Origin of the sequence: Nocardia brasiliensis, assembly GCF_011801125.1 — a bacterium.
Taxonomy (GTDB): domain Bacteria; phylum Actinomycetota; class Actinomycetes; order Mycobacteriales; family Mycobacteriaceae; genus Nocardia; species Nocardia brasiliensis_C.
Genome location: NZ_CP046171.1, coordinates 6,620,533 through 6,638,624 on the forward strand (window position 1 = coordinate 6,620,533; position 18,092 = coordinate 6,638,624).

The 18,092-nt window shown below is 69.0% G+C and carries 16 protein-coding genes; 3 read left to right on the forward strand and 13 right to left on the reverse strand.

The genetic code is table 11. The annotated features are described in order from the left end of the window. Positions 1–42: 42 nt before the first annotated feature. The 9 genes from F5X71_RS30225 to dapE form a co-directional block, all read right to left on the reverse strand. On the reverse strand, positions 43–2,286 hold the full coding sequence (locus tag F5X71_RS30225; RefSeq protein WP_167465057.1) for a xanthine dehydrogenase family protein molybdopterin-binding subunit: 2,244 nt from the start codon (positions 2,284–2,286) through the stop codon (positions 43–45). Further along, on the reverse strand, positions 2,283–3,281 hold the full coding sequence (locus tag F5X71_RS30230) for an FAD binding domain-containing protein (protein ID WP_167465058.1): 999 nt from the start codon (positions 3,279–3,281) through the stop codon (positions 2,283–2,285). The genes F5X71_RS30225 and F5X71_RS30230 overlap by 4 nt, the downstream gene beginning before the upstream one ends. Then, the gene (locus tag F5X71_RS30235) at positions 3,278–3,811 is read right to left on the reverse strand and encodes a (2Fe-2S)-binding protein (RefSeq protein WP_428981417.1); all 534 of its coding nucleotides are present in this window, start codon (positions 3,809–3,811) and stop codon (positions 3,278–3,280) included. Before F5X71_RS30235 ends, F5X71_RS30230 begins: the two co-directional genes overlap by 4 nt. A gap of 236 nt (positions 3,812–4,047) precedes the next feature. Further along, complete coding sequence (locus F5X71_RS30240; RefSeq protein WP_167465059.1) at positions 4,048–5,001, reverse strand: glucosyl-3-phosphoglycerate synthase; 954 nt, start codon at positions 4,999–5,001, stop codon at positions 4,048–4,050. Beyond that, positions 4,998–5,882, reverse strand: a complete 885-nt coding sequence (gene folP / locus F5X71_RS30245) for a dihydropteroate synthase (RefSeq protein WP_167465060.1) — start codon at positions 5,880–5,882, stop codon at positions 4,998–5,000. The genes F5X71_RS30240 and folP overlap by 4 nt, the downstream gene beginning before the upstream one ends. A 62-nt stretch (positions 5,883–5,944) precedes the next feature. Next, positions 5,945–7,714 carry a long-chain-acyl-CoA synthetase gene (locus F5X71_RS30250; RefSeq protein ID WP_174817163.1) on the reverse strand — a complete coding sequence of 590 codons (1,770 nt, stop codon included), beginning with the start codon at positions 7,712–7,714 and terminating at the stop codon, positions 5,945–5,947. A 30-nt stretch (positions 7,715–7,744) separates the two neighbouring features. Next, the gene (locus F5X71_RS30255) at positions 7,745–8,293 is read right to left on the reverse strand and encodes a TIGR00730 family Rossman fold protein (protein WP_167465061.1); all 549 of its coding nucleotides are present in this window, start codon (positions 8,291–8,293) and stop codon (positions 7,745–7,747) included. After that, on the reverse strand, positions 8,287–9,096 hold the full coding sequence (locus tag F5X71_RS30260) for a TIGR00730 family Rossman fold protein (RefSeq protein ID WP_167465062.1): 810 nt from the start codon (positions 9,094–9,096) through the stop codon (positions 8,287–8,289). The genes F5X71_RS30255 and F5X71_RS30260 overlap by 7 nt, the downstream gene beginning before the upstream one ends. A 90-nt stretch (positions 9,097–9,186) precedes the next feature. After that, positions 9,187–10,299: a succinyl-diaminopimelate desuccinylase gene (dapE, locus tag F5X71_RS30265; protein ID WP_167465063.1), complete on the reverse strand. Its 1,113-nt coding sequence runs from the start codon at positions 10,297–10,299 to the stop codon at positions 9,187–9,189. Positions 10,300–10,424: 125 nt separating this feature from the next. Between dapE and dapD the strand changes: the two genes are divergently transcribed. Next, complete coding sequence (gene dapD / locus F5X71_RS30270; protein WP_167465064.1) at positions 10,425–11,372, forward strand: 2,3,4,5-tetrahydropyridine-2,6-dicarboxylate N-succinyltransferase; 948 nt, start codon at positions 10,425–10,427, stop codon at positions 11,370–11,372. Positions 11,373–11,411: 39 nt separating this feature from the next. Here the strand turns inward: dapD and F5X71_RS30275 are convergent, their stop codons facing one another. Next, complete coding sequence (locus tag F5X71_RS30275; RefSeq protein ID WP_174817164.1) at positions 11,412–12,839, reverse strand: acyl-CoA synthetase; 1,428 nt, start codon at positions 12,837–12,839, stop codon at positions 11,412–11,414. A gap of 207 nt (positions 12,840–13,046) precedes the next feature. Between F5X71_RS30275 and F5X71_RS30280 the strand changes: the two genes are divergently transcribed. Continuing rightward, positions 13,047–13,754 (forward strand): hypothetical protein, encoded by a 708-nt coding sequence (locus F5X71_RS30280; protein WP_167465065.1) that lies wholly within the window; start codon positions 13,047–13,049, stop codon positions 13,752–13,754. Positions 13,755–13,778: 24 nt separating this feature from the next. Here the strand turns inward: F5X71_RS30280 and F5X71_RS30285 are convergent, their stop codons facing one another. After that, entirely contained in the window at positions 13,779–14,411 is a 633-nt protein-coding gene (locus F5X71_RS30285) for a TetR/AcrR family transcriptional regulator (protein ID WP_167465066.1), read from the reverse strand. Positions 14,412–14,582: 171 nt separating this feature from the next. Here F5X71_RS30285 and F5X71_RS30290 point away from each other — a divergent pair, with 171 nt between their 5' ends. Next, positions 14,583–15,455, forward strand: coding sequence for an oxygenase MpaB family protein (locus tag F5X71_RS30290; RefSeq protein WP_167465067.1), 873 nt, complete (start codon positions 14,583–14,585; stop codon positions 15,453–15,455). 19 nt (positions 15,456–15,474) lie between these two features. Here the strand turns inward: F5X71_RS30290 and F5X71_RS30295 are convergent, their stop codons facing one another. Together F5X71_RS30295 and pruA are read right to left on the reverse strand one after the other, a co-directional pair. Next, complete coding sequence (locus F5X71_RS30295; protein WP_167465068.1) at positions 15,475–16,431, reverse strand: proline dehydrogenase family protein; 957 nt, start codon at positions 16,429–16,431, stop codon at positions 15,475–15,477. Beyond that, entirely contained in the window at positions 16,428–18,071 is a 1,644-nt protein-coding gene (gene pruA / locus F5X71_RS30300; RefSeq protein WP_167465069.1) for an L-glutamate gamma-semialdehyde dehydrogenase, read from the reverse strand. The genes F5X71_RS30295 and pruA overlap by 4 nt, the downstream gene beginning before the upstream one ends. Positions 18,072–18,092: the final 21 nt, after the last annotated feature.

Here is an 18,092-nt window from a genome sequence, read left to right on the forward strand (position 1 = left end):
CCCGACGAATCCAGCGGTGCCCGTATCGGATCCGCGCGTCGTTCAGAGCAGGTGTTCGATGCGCAGCGGAATATCGCGTAGGCGTTTGCCGGTGGCGTGGTGGACGGCGTTGACGATGGCCGCGGCGGCGCCGATCATGCCGAGTTCGCCGATGCCCTTGACGCCCAAGGGGTTCACCACCGCGTCGGCGACCTCGACGAACGAGATGTCGACGGCGGGGGCGTCGGCGTTCACCGGGAGCAGGTATTCCAGCAGCGAGGCGTTGGCCCACCGACCGTCCCGGATGTCGGGCACGCTGCCCTCCATCAACGCTTGGGACAGGCCCCAGTTCATGCCGCCGAGCACCTGGCTGCGGGCCAGCTTCACATTGAGCACCCGCCCCGGCGCGAACGCGCCGACCATGCGCCGGACCCGGATCAGCCCGAGCTCCGGATCGACCGCGACCTCGGCGAACTGCGCGCCGAAGCTCATCTTTCCGTAGGGCGCCGGGGTGGTCGCCGGCCGCCAGCTGCCCGTCGTCTCGATATCCGAAAGGTGGTTACGGGCAAGGACATCGGCGTACGAGTCGGACACCGACGGATCCTCGGCCAATCGCAGCACACCCCCGACGCCCTCGATCTCGTCGGGTGTGCGACCCCGTAACGGGGAATCGATGTCGGCGACCGCGAGGTCGACGAGCTGGCGGAGCAGGTCGGTGCAGGCGTTGTGCACCGCGGCGCTCACCGCGCTCGCACCGATCGACCCGACCGTCGCGGCCACGTTCGGATAGTCGGTGTTGCCGATCTCGAATCGGATGCGGTCGAACGGCATTCCCATCGCGTCGCCGGCGACCTGGGTCATCGCCGTCGCGACACCGGTGCCGAACTCCTGGGTGCCCGCCTGCACCACCAGTGACCCGTCCGAGCGCAGCCGCGCGTGCGCGCGCTGCGGCTGGCCCGGCTCGTACACCGGGTAGCCCGCGGTGCCGACGCCCCAGCCGATAAGCCAGTTGCCCTCGACGTGCGAGCCCGGCTGCCGCTTGCGCCCGTCCCAGCCGAACCGCTGCGCGGCCAGCCGCAGGCAATCGAGGTAACCGTCGGAGCTCCACGGGTTCCCGCTCTCCGGGTCGACCGCGGCGTGGTTACGCATCCGCAGTTCCACCGGGTCGGCGCCGAGTTGCGCGGCGAGCTCGTCGATCGCGCATTCCAGCGCGACCATGCCCGAGGCCTCACCGGGACCGCGCATGAAGGTCGGCGTCATGGTGTTGCCCTTGATCAGCCGATACTGCCCCTCCCAGTGCGGGATTCCGTAGGCCTTGCTCGCCACCTCGAGCGAGGGCTCGGCCCAGTCGTCGAAATGCGAAGTGACGGAGAGCTTGTGGTGGCGCAGGCCGGTAAACCGGCCGTCGGCGTCGCTCACCAGGGTGACGCGCTGCTCCTGCTCCTCCCGTAAACCGGTGCCGTAGAACATCTGCTCGCGGTTCAGGATCACCCGGATCGGCCTGCCCAGCTCCCGCGCGATCAGCGGCGCGAGCGTCACGTGCGGCCACATCATGGCTTTGGCGCCGAAGCCGCCGCCGACGTAATCGGCCACCACCCGCACCTTGCTCGGCGAGATGCCGAGATGGGCGGCGATGGTCAGCTGGCTGGCCACGATGCCCTGGGTGGCGTCGTAGACGGTGACCGAATCCCCGTTCCACATCGCGGCGGTGACCGAGCATTCGATGGGATTGTGATGGTTGGCGGCGAACCGGAAGGTGGCGTCGACGGTGTGCGCCGCCGCGGCGGCCGCACCGGCGAAGTCCCCGCGCGACTGGGTGGCCGGGACGAAACCGGCGAAGATCGTCTCCGGCACATACTGTTCGTCGCGGCCGTCGTCGAGTCGCACCAGCGCGGGCCGCTCGTCGTAGGTCGCCTCGACCAGTCGGGCGGCGTGCTGGGCGACCTCGAAGGTATCCGCCACCACGACCGCGATCGGCTGGCCGAAGTAGTGGATCGTGGTGTCCTGCATCGGAAAGTAGGTCTGTCCCGGCGCGGGCTGGCCGAACAGCGACGGCACCAGTGGCACGGTGGTGACCCTGGGCAGATTCTCGTGGGTGTACACGGCGACCGCGCCGGCCCGCAGCGCGCCGGTGACATCGAGCGAAGTCAGTGTGCCGTTGCCGATCTCGGCACCGACGAGCACGCCGTAGGCGGCATTCGGCATCGGGATCTCGGCGGTGTAGCGCGCCGCGCCGGTGACCTTCGCGTGCCCGTCGATGCGATCGCGTCCCTGGCCGATCAGCTTGTCGGCGGACGGCGCGCTCATTCGCCTGCTCCCCGCGCGGCGACGGTTTCCAGCGTGCGCACCAGGGTGCGTTGCGCCAGTTCGATTTTGAAGCGGTTCATCGGGTGACTGCCGTCGGCGGCCGCGAGTTCGGTGGCGGCCGCGGCGGCGAAGTTCTGCTTCGTCGCCGGTTTGCCGGTCAGCAGGTCCTCGGCCATTCTGGCCCGCCACGGTTTGGTCGCCACGCCGCCCAGGCCGATGCGGACATCGCGCACGACGCCGTCGGCCAGGTCGAGCGCCACGGCCGCGGAAGCGGCGGCGAACTCATAGGATTCGCGGTCGCGCACCTTCAGGTAGTGCGAGTTCTGCGCGAACGGCAAGGGCGGCACGTCGATCCGGACGATGAGCTCGTCGCTGGTGATCGGATGCTCCAGATGCGGTGTGTCACCGGGCAACAGGAAGAAGTCGTCGAAGGGGATGCTGCGGATGCCGCGTGGTCCCTGGACCTGGATCACGGCGTCGAGCGCGGTGAGCGGGTTGGCCATATCGGAGGGGTGCATCGCGAAACAGTGCTCGCTGGTACCCAATACGGCGTTGCCGCGATGCAGGCCCTCGTGCGCGCCGCAGCCGCTGCCAGGGTTGCGCTTGTTGCAGGCGTAGGCGATGTCGCGGAACTGGGGACAGCGCACCTTCTGCATCAGGTTGCCGCCCATCGACGCCATATTGCGGATCTGCGCGGACGCGCCCTTCCACAGCGCGATGGACAGGAACGGAAACTTCTGCCGCACAACGGGGTCGGCGGCGACCTCGCTCATCCGGACCATCGCGCCGATGCGCAGCCCGCCCTCCGGGGTGTGCTCCAGCTCGGTCAGCGGCAGCCGGTTGATGTCGACGACGTTGTCCGGTTCCATCGCGCCGATGCGCAGCATGTCCACCAAAGTGGTGCCGCCGGCGAGGAATACGGTGTTGGGGCGGGCGGCGATCGCGACCAGCGCCTCGTCCACCGTCTCGGCGCGCGCGAAGGCGATGGGCTTCATCGGGTCTCCCCCATTTCACCCTCCGCGGTCTTTATCGCGTCCCGGATGTTCTGGTAGGCGGCGCAGCGGCAGATATTGCCGCTCATCCATTCGGCGATCTCCTCGTCGCTGCCGGTATGGCCCTCTTCGATGCATTTGATCGCCGACATGATCTGACCCGGCGTGCAATAACCGCATTGGAAACCGTCGCAGCTGATGAACGCGCGCTGCACCGGATGCAGCTCCTCCCCCTGCGCGACCCCCTCGATCGTCGTTATCTCCCTACCCTGCGCGCTCAATGCCAAGGTGAGGCAGGACAATTCGCGCCGCCCGTCGACCCAGACCGTACACGCGCCGCAGGCGCCCTGGTCGCACCCCTTTTTCGTGCCGGTGAGGCGCAAATATTCGCGCAGGGCGTCGAGCAGGCTGACCCTGGGTTCGAGCGCGACGGGAAAATCGTGACCGTTCACCCGCAAGGTGGCCAGCGTGTAATCGGGACCGGCAAACTCGGGTTGACGCGTGTCCTGCTTGGGTAGCTCACCAATAGTCATAGACGTATCTCCTGCTCATGAGCGCGCGGTGGACGCGTATCTCGTATACAGCATGCGAACGTAAGACCTGGCAAATATCGTAGCGTCTGCTCAGCAAACCTGCTTGCGAATAAAATCGCCGATCAGATCGCCTTGGCGGACCGGCGAATTCGAATAACGCGCCTGCCCGCACAGCAGCGAACCCGGGGCCGAGTCGGCACCCGGGTTCGCTGCGAGAACTCGGCGGGAATAGTGGTTCAGGCGGCAGCCCAGGCGGGGCGCAGCGTGTTCATCGGCGGACGATCGGCCAGCGACACCTCGGTGTGCTGCGCGGTGAAGGCGTCCCCGATCAGCGGGAACTGGGTGAGCGCGGCGCCGGAGTCCTGCACGCCGCTTCGGCCGAGCACGGTGCCGAGGATCTGCCTGCTCATCACGCCCAGGTCGGCCAGCGGCCGGTTGCGGTGCGTGCGCACGCCGAGGTTCACCTGGCCGATCGCGGATAGCCCGACCTGGTCGTAGGTGTCGAGCAGCAGCCCGATCTCCACGCCGTAGCCGGGGGCGAACGGGACCGCGGTGAGCAGTTCCCTGGTGCCCGCGTACTCGCCGCCCAGCGGTTGCAGCACCTGGGAGAGCTCGGGCCGCAGCGCGGCGAGCAACGGGCGGGCGACGAGTTCGGTGACCCGGCCGCCGCCGTGCGCGTCCACCGCGCCGCCCTGGCGCAACGGCCTGCGGTAGTAGGCCTTGACCAGGTGCATGTCCTCGACGGTGAGCAGCGGCCCGAGCAGCTTGGGCACGAACGCCGGGTCGGGGTCGATCAGGTCGGAGTCGACGAAGGCGATGAGGTCGCCGCTGGTCACGGCCAGCGACCGCCACAGCACCTCGCCCTTGCCCGGCACCGGGTCGAGTTCGGGCACCGCCTGCTCCCGCGTGATCACCTGCGCGCCCGCGGCGCGGGCCCGCTCGGCGGTGGCGTCGGTCGAGCCGGAGTCGAGCACGATCAGCTCGTCGACCAGGGTGCCGAGCAGCGGCCGGATGCTGGCCACCACGTCGGCGACGGTGTTCTCCTCGTTGAGCGCGGGCAGCACCACCGATACGGTGCGGTCCGCCTTGGCGGCGACGAGCTCGTCCACCGTCCAGTTCGGGGTGTCCCAGGTGTTCGTCGTGGCCCATGGCGGGCCGTATTCGCGGCTGTGGGGGTGGTGAAAGTTCATACCAAACCTCGCAGGGTGCGTGCTGGGGGCCGGATGCCCTGGATGGCGGCGATCATGTCCACTACCCGCCGGGTCGCGGCGACTTCGTGAACGCGGAAGACGCGGGCACCGGCGGCGGCCGACCATGCCGTTGCCGCCAATGTGCCCTCCAACCGCTCGGATAGATCGACACCTAGAGTCTCCCCGATGAAGTCCTTGTTGCTGAGGGCCATCAGGACCGGCCACCCGGTATTTACAAGAACGTCCACTCCGCGCAACAACTCGAGCCCGTGATAGGTGTTCTTGCCGAAATCGTGAGTCGGATCGATCAGAATCGAATCTTCGCGCACCCCCGCCGCGGCCGCGTGTTCGGCCGCACGCACCAGGGTGGCGGTCACTTCGGCCAGGATATCGGCGTAGCGGACCCGGTGCGGCCTGGTGCGCGGCACCGCGCCGCCGGTGTGGCTGCACACGATGCCGACGCCCTGTTCGGCGGCCACCGGCACCAGATCCGGGTCGGCGCCTGCCCAGGTGTCGTTGATCAGGTCCGCGCCCTCGCCCACCGCGGCCAGCGCCACCTCGGCGCGCCAGGTGTCGATGCTGATCAATAACTCCGGGAACTTCGCGCGGATGGCGGCGACGAACGGGACCACCCGCCGGGCTTCCTCCGCGGCGTCGACCAGCGACCCCGGCCCCGCCTTGACCCCGCCGATGTCGACGAGATCGGCGCCCTCGTCCACCGCGCGCAACACCGCGTCCATCGCGGCGGCATCGGTGAACGTGGCGCCCCGGTCGTAGAAGGAATCGGGGGTGCGGTTCACGATCGCCATGACCAGCGCCCGATCCGTCGCCACCGGCTTGCCGCACAAGGTCGGAAGAGGTGAAACGGCGGCGCTGAACATCCCCCGACTGTAGCCAGCGATCCCGTCCTCGGGTATTCAGGCCCGTGCCCGCGGCGGTCGGCTCAGCCCTTCGGGGCCTGGCCGGCGGCTACCTCCTCCGGGTATTCCGGATAGAAGGGGACGTAGCCCTTCGCACGGCCCGCGAGGACATAGAGGGCGTGATCGTCGTCGGGGGTGTAGCCCTGCTTGCGCAGTTCCACCTTGCGGCTCTTGAAGGTGGAGGTCTGTTCGAGTTCCTCGACCACCCGCACGAACAGCGGGACCGCGTAGCCGGGCAGCTGCCGGTAGGCGAGCTCGCCGAGCGCCGCCCCGTCGAACTCCGCGCCGGGACTCAGCGTCACCGCCGCCATGCCCGCCTTGCCGTCGGTACCCGGGATATCCACACCGTAGACAACCGCCTGCGAGATCGCGTCTGACCTGGTCAGCGCGGCCTCGACCTCGGTGGTCGCGACATTCTCGCCCTTCCAGCGGAAGGTGTCGCCGAGCCGGTCCACGAACGCGATGTGATGCCAGCCCTGATCGCGCACCAGGTCACCGGTGTCGAACCAGAGATCGCCCCGCTTGAAGCCGTCGCGCACCAGCTTCGCGTCGGAGGCCGCCTTGTCGGTGTAGCCGTCGAACGGCGACCGGTCGGTGATCTTCGACAGCAGCAGGCCGACCCCGCCGGTACCGACCCTGCGCAGTCGACCGTTGCTGTCCCGCTTGGCTTTTCCGGTCTCGTCGTCGTAGTCGACCACGGCGTAGGGCAGCGGCCCGAAGCCCGCGGTGCGATCAACGCCGAACGCGTTGATGAAGGCGATATTGACCTCGCTCGCCCCGTAGAACTCGACGATCCTCTTGATCCCGAACCGCGTCTTGAACTCGTCCCACAGCTCCGGGCGCAGCCCGTTGCCGACGGCGAGCCGGACCTTGTGCCTGCGATCGGTCGCCTTCGGCGATTGGTTGAGCAGATACCGGCACAGCTCGCCGATATAGATGAACGCCGTCGCCTCTTCCCGGATGACCTCGTCCCAGAACCGCGACACCGAGAACTGCCTGCCGAGCGCGAACGTGGCGCCCGCGCTCAGCACCGCCGACAACGCGACGGTCAGCGCGTTGTTGTGATAGAGCGGCAGGCAGCAGTACAGCGTGTCGTTGCCGCGCAGGCGAATACCGAGCCCGCCGAGGCCGACCATGCTCTTGGTCCAGCGCAGATGCGTCATCACGCTGGCCTTCGGCAGGCCCGTGGTGCCGGAGGTGAAGATCAGGAAGGCCCGCTCCTTGGCGGTGATCCGCGCGCACACCGGCGGATCGCCGTCCGGCGCGTCCTGGGCCTCTGCCTGTAAATCCTTGCTGTACAGCACGTTGGACGGCGGCTCAGGCAGCGAGTCGAGCGCCTGCGCGCATTCCTCGCCGACCACGTTCAGCACGCTGTTCAGCAGACCGAAGCTGTGCGCGAGCACTTGGTCGCGCTGGTGATGGTTGAGCAGGCCGACGGTGGCGCCCAGCTTCGCCGCGGCCAGCACCACGAACAGGGTCTGCGGCCGGTTGGTCATCAACACACCCACCACGTCACCGCGCCGCACCCCGCGCGCGGCGAGCACCGCGGCATACCGGTTCACCTCGTCGTTGGCCTGACGATAGGTGCAGCCCGCCCCCTCGAAGCGCAGGAAGATCCGGTTCGGATGCCGGTGCGCGGCGCGCTGGAAGTACAGCCCCACCGAGGATTTGGCGTCCGGCCCGACCAGCATGCCCGGCGCGTTGCGCAGCATGCCCGGCGCGTCGAGCGCCATCGCGGGAAGATTTTTGGCCAGGTCTAGCAAACTCACCGTCGAACGACCGTCGGAACTCACAATCCCGCTCTCCTCATGAAAAACCGGTGCTCACGCCTCCAGCGCCGCGAAGGCGGAGGGTATGTCGGTGACCACGGTGACGCGGTCCATCGCGGGCTGAGGCACGAACTTACGGTCGTAGAGTTCGTCGAGCCACTGGAACAGGCCTCGGTAGAAGCCGTCCGGGTCCAGCACCACCACGGGCTTATTGTGCTGTCCCAGATAGCCTCCGGTCCAGGTTTCGAAGAACTCTTCCAGCGTGCCGATGCCGCCGGGCAGGGTCAGGAAGGCGTCCGCGCGATCCTCCATGATCTGCTTGCGCTGGCGCATGGTGTCGGTGACGACCAGTTCGTCGGCGTCGACATCGGCGACCTCGCGGTGCACCAGATGCTTCGGGATCACCCCGATGGTGTTCGCGCCGCCGGTCCGCGCCGCCGTCGCGATCGCGCCCATCATCGACACGTTGCCGCCACCGGAGACCAATTGCCAACCGCGCCGGGCGATCTCGGACCCGACCGCGGTGGCCAGATCCAGGTAGACGGGATTGACGGTGCTCGCGGAGCAGTAGACGCAGACGGCGAAGGGCTGTCCGCTCACCACTGGTCCTCCGTGCCGATCGCATCCGCCGCGCCGCCGGACTCGGCGTTGGACAGGATGATCTGCACGACCTCCTCCACGCTGTCGGTCACGTGGATCAGGCCGAGGTCACCGGGTGAGATCTTGCCGGAACCGCCGAGCGAGTCCCGGATCCAGTCGACCAGCCCGGCCCAGTACCTGCTGCCGAACAGGATGATCGGGAAACGGGTGATCTTACGGGTCTGCACCAGGGTGAGCGCCTCGAACAGCTCGTCCAGGGTGCCGAACCCGCCGGGCAGGCAGATGAAGGCCTCCGAGTACTTCACGAACATCGTCTTGCGGACGAAGAAGTAGCGGAAGTTGATGCCCAGATCGACCCAGTCGTTGAGGCTCTGCTCGAACGGCAGCTCGATGCCGAGGCCGATCGAATAGCCGCCCGCCTCGCACGCGCCCCGGTTGACCGCCTCCATCGCGCCGGGACCGCCGCCGGTGATCACCGCGAAACCGGCCCGCGCCAGCGCGGCGCCGATGGCGAGGCCCGCCTGGTACTCGGGATGGTCCGGCTGGGTCCGCGCCGAACCGAACACCGTGACCGCGCGCGGCACCTCGGCTAGCGCGCCGAACCCCTCGACGAACTCGGCTTGGATGCGCAGCACCCGCCACGGATCGGTATGCACCCAGTCGGTGTCGCCGCGGCGGTCGAGCAGGTTGCGGTCGGCATTGCCGACCTCGCTCGCGCGCTCGCGCCGGAACATGACCGGTCCGCGGAACTTGGCTGTCGACTTCGGCTTGTTGGCAACCTCGCGGTCAGCGGCGTCGGTGGACATGCGATCCAAACTACCGGCAGGTTGTCGAGGCAACCGACCCGAGCCGGGAAGCTCACCCGCTTTTCGCCGGGAATTCCGGTGCCGGTCGATTCAGTCCGCGTCCTGCCGGTTTCCAGTGAGGTAGGCGCGCAGCATGGCGGTGACCGCGGTGATCTGGTCGACCGGGACGTGCTCGTCGCGCTTGTGCGCGAGATTGGGATCGCCGGGACCGAAGTTCACCGCGGGGATGCCGCGGGCCGCGAACCGGGCGACATCGGTCCAGCCGTACTTGGCGCGCACCCCGCCGCCGCCATGGTTGTGCACCGAGGCGATCAGGTCCTTCGCGGCCGGCGCGGTCAGGCCGGGCAGCGCGCCAGGAGCCGAGTCCGTCACCTCGAAGCTCACGTCCAGGCCGGCGAAGACCTCGTGCACGTGCTCGATCGCCTGCTCGACCGTGCGGTCCGGCGCGAAACGGAAGTTCACGTCCACCTCGGCGGCGTCGGGCACCACATTGCCCGCCACCCCGCCCGCGACGCGCACCGCGGACAACCCCTCGCGGTAGACACAGCCGTCGATGTCGACCTCGCGGGCCCGATACTCGGCGAGCCGGTGCAGGACCGGCGCGAGACGGTGAATCGCGTTGTCGCCGAGCCACGCCCGCGCCGAATGCGCGCGCACGCCCGCCGTCGACAGCCGAACCCGCAGCGTCCCTTGGCAACCCGCCTCGATCCAACCGCCGGAGGGTTCGCCGAGCACGGCCAGATCGCCGTCCAGCCACTGCGGCAGCTCCCGTTCGATATGCCCGAGTCCGTTGAACTCCGAGGCGATCTCCTCGCAGTCGTAGAAGATCAGGGTCAGCTCGTGCACCGGCTCGGCGACCGTCGCGGCCAGGTGCAGGAACACCGCGTCCCCGGACTTCATGTCCACCGCCCCGCAGCCGAACAGCACCCGCTCGCCCGCATCGTTCACCGCGAAATGGCTCGGGACATTGTCGGCGATCGGCACCGTGTCCAGGTGCCCGGCCAGCACCACCCGCGTGGGCAGGCCCCGATTCGTGCGCGCCAGCACCACATTGCCGTGCCTGCGCACCTCGAACCCCGTCGTCTGCTCGCGCAACGCCCGCTCGACGAGATCGGTGATCACCGCCTCGTCCCGCGACACACTCGGAATATCCACCAGAGCTTGGGTCAGCGCGATCGGGTCCGCCCGCAGATCAAGGGTCACACCCCCACCCTACGACCGCACCCCACCCCCCACTCCCGCACCGGGCGGGTGTCCGGTTTCGGGATGTGGGGCGGGGCGGGAGGAGGGTCACCGTTGGCGGCAAAGGGTCGGTAACCTCTGTGGACGTGAGTACTCAGGGAGCAGCAGCAGTCGGTATCGCCAACGTGACCGCGGACGGGACCGTCCTGGACACCTGGTACCCGAATCCGGAGCTCGGCGCGTTCGCCGAGACCGGCACCAAACGGCTGGACGAGGCGCCGGCCGAATACGCGGCGCTGCTCGGTTTCGACGAGGCGCGCGGGGTCGACGTGGTCGCGGTGCGTACCACGATCGCCGACCTGTCCGCCGCGCCGGTCGACGCGCACGACGTCTACCTGCGCCTGCACCTGCTCTCCCATCGCCTGGTCCGCCCGCACGAGGTGAGCCTGGACGGACAGTTCGGCCTGCTCAGCAACGTGGTGTGGACCAACCACGGCCCCGCCGCGGTGGAGGGCTTCGAGGCCACCCGCGCCAAGCTGCGCGCCCGCGGCCCGGTCACCGTGTACAGCGTCGACAAGTTCCCGCGCATGGTCGACTACGTGGTGCCCTCCGGTGTGCGCATCGGCGACGCGGACCGGGTCCGCCTCGGCGCGCACCTGGCCGCGGGCACCACCGTCATGCACGAGGGCTTCGTCAACTTCAACGCGGGCACCCTGGGCAACTCCATGGTCGAGGGCCGCATCTCGGCAGGCGTTGTGGTCGGCGACGGCTCCGATATCGGGGGCGGCGCGTCCATCATGGGCACCCTGTCCGGCGGCGGCACCACCGTCATCTCGATCGGCGAGCGTTCGCTGCTCGGCGCGAACGCCGGCGTCGGCATCCCGCTCGGCGACGACTGCGTCGTCGAGGCGGGCCTCTACGTCACCGCGGGCACCAAGGTCACCGGCCCGGACGGCACCGTCGTCAAGGCCAGCACGCTCAGCGGACAGAACAACCTGCTGTTCCGCCGCAACTCCGTCACCGGCGCGGTGGAAGTGGTGCCGCACAAGGGCACCGGCGTCGAACTCAACGCCGCCCTGCACGCCAACGACTGACCCCACCCGCCTGCGGTCGCACCGGCCACCGCAGGTGGTTCAGGTGAGGCGCTTTTTCTGGACCTTGCCCATCGCGTTGCGGGGGAGGCTTTCGACGAGGCGGACCTCGCGGGGGCGTTTGTGGACCGAAAGTTGTTCGGCTACATAGGCGATCAAGTCCGCAGGCAGCGTTTCCGGAGTGGGGACGCGAGGGACGACGAAGGCGACAATGCGCTGGCCGAGGTCCGGATCGGGTAGGCCTGCCACCGCTACCTCGGCGACGCCGGGATGGCCGAGCAGCACGGTCTCCACCTCGCCCGCGCCGATGCGGTAGCCGCCGGACTTGATGAGATCCACCGACTCGCGGCCGACGATGCGGTGGAAGCCGTCGGCGTCGATGGCGGCGACGTCGCCGGTCTTGAACCAGCCGTCCTCGGTCCAGCTCTCGGCGGTCGCTTCGGCACGGTTCAGGTAGCCGTCGAACAGCATCGGGCCGCGCACCTGCAGCGCGCCGATGCTTTCCCCGTCGTGGGCGACCTCGCCGCCCGCCTCGTCGCGCAGCCGCGTCCGCACGCCGCGCACCGCGGTGCCGACCCAGCCGGGGCGGCGCTCGCCGTCGGCCCTGGTGGACAGGGTGATCATGGTTTCGCTCATCCCGTAACGCTCGATGGGCGCGTGACCGGTCAGTTCGCGCAGCTTCTCGAACACCGGGACGGGCAGCGGCGCGCTGCCCGAGACGAGCAGCCGGGCGGCAGCCAGTTCCTTTGCCGCCGCGGGGTCTTCGACGACTCGCGACCACACGGTCGGCACGCCGAAGTACAGGGTGCCGTGCGCGGCGGCGTAGGCCTGCGGGGTCGGCTTGCCGGTGTGCACCAGCGGGCTGCCCACCCGCAACGGACCGAGCAGCCCGAGGATCAGTCCGTGCACGTGGAACAGCGGAAGTCCGTGCACCAGAGTGTCGTTCGCGGTCCACGCCCACGCATCGGCGAGCGCGTCGAGCCCGGCGGCGATGGCGCCGCGACTCAACAGCACCCCCTTCGGCAGACCGGTGGTGCCGGAGGTGTAGAGCACGAAAGCCGTTGCCGCCGGGTCGGGTTCGGGATAGGTGTGCCACGACCTGGCGTGCACCCGGACCGGAACCACCGGAAGTTCGCTGCCCTCGGGCGCCTTGCCGAGCCACGCCTGCGCGCCGGAGTCGGCCAGGATGTGCGCGAGTTCGGCGGTACCCGAGTCCGGCGGCACCGGCACCACGGTCACCCCCGCGATCAGACAGCCCACCACGGCGAGCACGGTGTCGACGGTCGGTTCGGCCAGCACGGCGACCCGGTCGGCCCTGGCGACCCGTTCCGCCACCGAGGTCGCGGCGCCGAGCAGATCACTGCGCGACAGCGTCACCCCGTCGATGGTGACGGCATTCGGGATGTCCGCGCCGCCTGCGACGGCGAGCGGGTGCAGGGAGCGGAGCAACAGCGGCGGACCGAACGACATTCGCCCAAACTACTGCGCCGCACCCCGCCGCAGCGGCACCGGGCGCGAACCCCGATGTGACGGATGACACACAATCATGGCGGGCCTGCTCGCCTGCGACGGACACGAGTTCGCCACGACGGCATGTCACGCCCGTCCGCACGGTCCGCACGGTGTTATCTCGACGGAGACGGGCATACCGCGCGAAGGGCACGGCAAGGAGAACTCGTGAACCGTGGCACCCTGGCGGTGCTCGCCATCGCACTCTGCTGTGCCGTACCGACGCCCACGACGGACGCGACACCGTTCGGCTCCGAGATAGTGCCGCCACGTACGGCCGTCACGCTGCGCACCGCGGCGGGCGGCGGCTGGAGCACCGCGAACGAGCACGAGTCCCGCGCGGCCCTGTCGCTGGTCAAGCTGTATCTCGCGGATTACGCCCTGCGCCACGGTGACGGCGCGGCGAGTGATCGGGAATGGGCCGAGCGGATGATCCGCTACTCCGACGACGGCGCCGCGACCGCGACGGAGGCCAAGTATCCGCAGGCGATCGCGGCCGTTGTCGCCGAATACCATCTGGTCGATACCCATCCCCACGGCGAGTGGGGCATGGCCGCGACGAGCACCGCGGATGTCGCCGAGTTCCTGATCACCAAACTGCGCGCGGATCGCGGCTCGCCGATCTTCGAATGGATGGCCGCCGCGGGCGCGACGGCCGCCGATGGCACCGAACAGGATTGGGGCACCGCCCGCTGGCCGCTGGTGCTCGGCACCAAGTGGGGTTGGTCCGATCTGGGGCCGCTCGATGTCGCATCCGCTTCGTACGGAACAGGTTTCGTGGTGGTCGCGCATACGCACGGCAGTCCGGCCGAGCAGACCCTCGACCTCATGGCCGCGTCGCCACTGGCCGCCGTCGGCACGCTCGTGCCGAGATAGCCGCCCTCACCGGCGATTACACGACTACGGCACGCGGAACGAGACGACAATGTGATCGCGGGCGAACTGCCGGATCGCCGCGTCGTCGTGCAGCGGGATGACGGTCTGTGGCGTGAGCGCCAGCGACAGCGCGGTGCGCGCGATCATCTCCGCCAGCGGTTCCGGGTCGTACTCGGGCAGTTTTCCCTCGCGCTGGAGCCGAGTGATGAACTCGGAGAGATAGTCGCGGCCCAGTTCGATGATCGGGGCGCCCTTGATGGTCAGGAAGGGCAGCAGCAGTTCGGGTTCGGTGGCCAGCAGCCGATGCACGAGCCGGTTGTCGCGCAGGCCCGTGATGAACGCGGCGAAGAGCTCGACGATCTGCTCGTGCGCGCTCGCCTCCCGATCGACCTGCTGTTGCAGCGCCGCGTCGACCTGCTCGACGAACTCTCTGGTCTGGCGAAGTCCGACCGCTTCGATCAGTTCGGACTTGCTCGCGAAGCGCCGGTACAGCGTGGCGAGCGAGAGCCCGCAGCGCCGCGCGACCTCGACCATGCTGGTGCGCTTGATGCCGAAGTCGAGGAACGCCAGCAGTGCGGCATCGAGCACCCGTGCCTGATTGCGATCCTCCGGACCCGCGCTCCGGATCCGCGGCAGGAGTCTGGTCAACTTCGCCATTCCTCTACCCTAGCCCCGCTAGTGAAACGATGATGCACTAAGTATCGCAGCGACCCAATCGTGGCCGCGTCGCCATTGACAGCCCATCTACTCGATGAGAAGGTGATATATAAACCTTCTCATCGTACGCAGGCGTCCCGCGCCGGCGGACACAGAAAGCCGAGGTCGACGATGACCGCACTGCTGCGCGCCGACGAGCACGGGCCGGGCGAGGTTCAGCCCTTCGAGCCCCTCACACCCGAAACCATCCAGCCGTACCTGGACGGCCTCGCGGCATTTCTCGGCGGCACCGCCAACGTGATCATGCAGCTGAGCCTGCGGCCGGTCGGGCGCGGCGTGCTGGAAAGCACGGTGGACAGCGGCAAGGTCACCCTGCATCCGGTGAAGCGGCTGCGCACCACGCTCACCTATATCGCCGTCGCGATGATGGGCTCCGACGAGGAGCGCGCGGCCTACCGCGAGGCGGTCAATCGTTCGCATCGCCCGGTGCGCTCCGGCGCGCAGAGCCCGGTGAAATACAACGCCTTCGACCCGAAACTGCAACTGTGGGTGGCGGGCACGATCTACTGGGGCCTCGACGACCTGTACACCCGGATGCACGGCTCGCTCGATCCGGCCGACTCCGAGGCGCTCTACCAGTACAGCGCCCGGCTCGGCACCACCCTCCAGATGCGCCAGGAGATGTGGCCCGCCGACCGCGCGAGCTTCCTCGCGTGGTGGGAGGAAAACCTGGTGCAGTACCGGATCGAGCCCGCGCTGCGCGACTACTTCGATGACCTCATCGACCTGCGGATGATGCCGCGACCGGTCCAGCTCGCCTTCGCCGGGCTGCAGCGCTTCATGGTGGCCGGGCTGCTGCCGCAGCATGTGCGCGACGAGATGCGGATGAGCTGGACCGAGCGTGATCAACGCCGATTCGACCAACTGCTGCGGGGTATCTCCCTGGTGCACAACCGGCTGCCCAAGCAGGCGCGGCTGTTTCCGTTGAACGCCTACATGTTCGACCTGCGCAGGCGGATGCGGCTCGGCAAGCCACTGGTATAGGCCTGTCCGCCGGTCGTTTTCACGACTTGCTGACCAACGCGCGCAGGAAGAACGTGAGATTGGCCGGTCGTTCCGCCAGCCGCCGGGTCAGATAGCCGTACCACTGGCTGCCGTATGGGACGTACACGCGCACGGCCGTGCCCGCCGCGGCCAATCGGCGCTGCTTGTCCTCCCGCACCCCGTAGAGCATCTGGTGCTCGAATCCGCCTGGACCACGGCCGGTCTCGCGGGCGAGCTGCTCGGCGGCGACGATCGGCACCGGATCGTGGGTGGCCACCATCGGATAGCCCGCGCCCCGCATCAGCACTTCGAGGCAGCGCAGGTAGGAGTCGGTCACCTCGGCAGCACGCTGGAAGGCGACCTCGGCCGGTTCCCGATAGGCGCCCTTGCACAGTCGCACCCGCGAATCGGGTCCGGACAGCGACCGGCAGTCCGCCTCGGCGCGATGCAGGTACGCCTGCACCACCGCACCGAGCCAAGGGAATTCGGCGCGCGCGGCGAGCACCGTCGCCACCGTGGCCGCGGTGGTGGTGTGGTCCTCGGCATCGACGCTCACCCAGACATCGGCCCGCGCGGCCGCCGCGCAGAGGGTGCGCAGGTTCGCGGCAGCGACCGCGGGACCGTCGCCAGGCAGTGCCTGACCGAGCGCGGACAGTTTCACCGAGACCTCGACCGGTGTCGCCGTGATCCCCGGTAGCGCAGGGCGTTTCAACGCCGACAGTTCCGCGATCAACGAAAGATACTCCGACACCGTGGCATCGGCCTGCGCGCGATCGGTGGTGTTCTCCCCGAGGAAGTCCACGCTGACCATCCGGCCGCTGCCGAGCAGCGTCCGCGCCACTTCGATGAGCTCGGCCCTGGTCTCCCCCGCGACGAACCGCTCGACGATGCCCGCCGTCAGCGGCAGCCCGGTGACCGCGCGCCGCAGCCGCGGTGACGCCGCCGCCGCGAGGATCACCGGGCGCAGCGGGTTCACGGCGCGTCCGAGTCCATGTGCGGGTAGCGGTATCCGGTGGGCGGGACGAAGGTTTCCTTGATCGCGCGCGGTGCCACCCAGCGCAGCAGATTCAGCGGCGAGCCCGCCTTGTCGTCGGTGCCGGAGGCCCGAGCGCCGCCGAAGGGCTGCTGGCCGACCACCGCGCCCGTCGGCTTGTCGTTGATGTAGAAATTGCCCGCCGCGAAACGCAGTGCGGCACCGGCCTGTTCGATCGCCCGGCGGTCCTGCGCGAACACCGCGCCGGTCAGCGCGTAGGGCGCCGCCGATTCGGCCTCGGCCAGGATCGCCGCGAACGCGCCGGGTTTGGCGTCGTCGTAGACGTGCACCGACAGGATCGGCCCGAAATACTCGGTCGCGAACGATTCGTCGCGCGGGTCCTCGGCCAGCAGCACCGTCGGACGCACGAACCAGCCCTCGCTGTCGTCCCAGGTGCCGCCGACCGGAATGGTCAGCCCCGCCGCCCTGGCCCGCTCGATCGCCGCGACGTTCTTGTCGAACGCGCGCCGATCGATCAGCGCGCCACCGAAATTCGACAGATCGGCGACATCGCCATAGGTCAGCTCCGCGGTCTGCCGCAGGAACTCATCGCCCATCGCGCGCCACACCGACCGCGCGATGTAGGCGCGCGAGGCCGCGGAACACTTCTGCCCCTGATATTCGTAGGCGCCACGAATCAGCGCCGCCCGCAACGCGTCCGGGTCCGCCGAGGGATGCGCGACGACGAAATCCTTGCCGCCGGTCTCCCCGACCAACCGCGGATACCCGTGATACCGGCCGAGATTCGCCCCGACCTGCTGCCAGAGCTGCTGAAAGGTCTTGGTGGAGCCGGTGAAATGGATACCGGCCAGGCGCGGGTCGGCCAGCGCCACCGCCGACAGGTCCCGGCCGTCGCCGGTCACCATGTTGATCACCCCCCGCGGCAGGCCCGCCGCCTCCAGCAGCCGCATCGTGTAGAACGCCGACAACGTCTGGGTCGGCGACGGTTTCCACACCACGGTGTTGCCCATCAGCGCGGGCGCGGTCGGCAGGTTGCCCGCGATGGCGGTGAAGTTGAACGGGGTGATCGCGTAGACGAACCCCTCCAGCGGCCGGTAGTCCAGCCGATTCCACACCCCGGGACTCGATTCCGGCTGCTGGGTCATGATCTGGCGCGCGAAGGCCACATTGAACCGCCAGAAGTCGACCAGCTCGCACGGCGCGTCGATCTCGGCCTGCTGGGCCGACTTCGATTGACCGAGCATGGTCGCGGCGGCCACGGTCTCGCGCCACGGCCCGGCGAGCAGATCGGCGGCGCGCAGGAAGATCGCCGCGCGCTCGTCGAACGGCAGCGCCCGCCAGCCCGGCGCGGCCGCGCTCGCCGCGTCGATCGCGCCCTGCGCTTCGGAGGTGGTGGTATCGGTGTAGGTCCCCAGCACGTGGCGGTGCCGATGCGGCGCGACGATCTCGTGGCGCGCGCCGCTGCCCGGCCGGTGCTTGCCACCGATCACCAGCGGCACCTCCGCGGTGTCCGCCGCGATCTCGGCCAGCTTCGCGACCAGCAGTTCACGCTCACGACTACCGGGTGCGTAGGAGTGCACCGGCTCGTTGGCAGGAGTAGGGACAACCGTGACAGCGTCCATAGTTCAGGCTAGCGCCGTCCC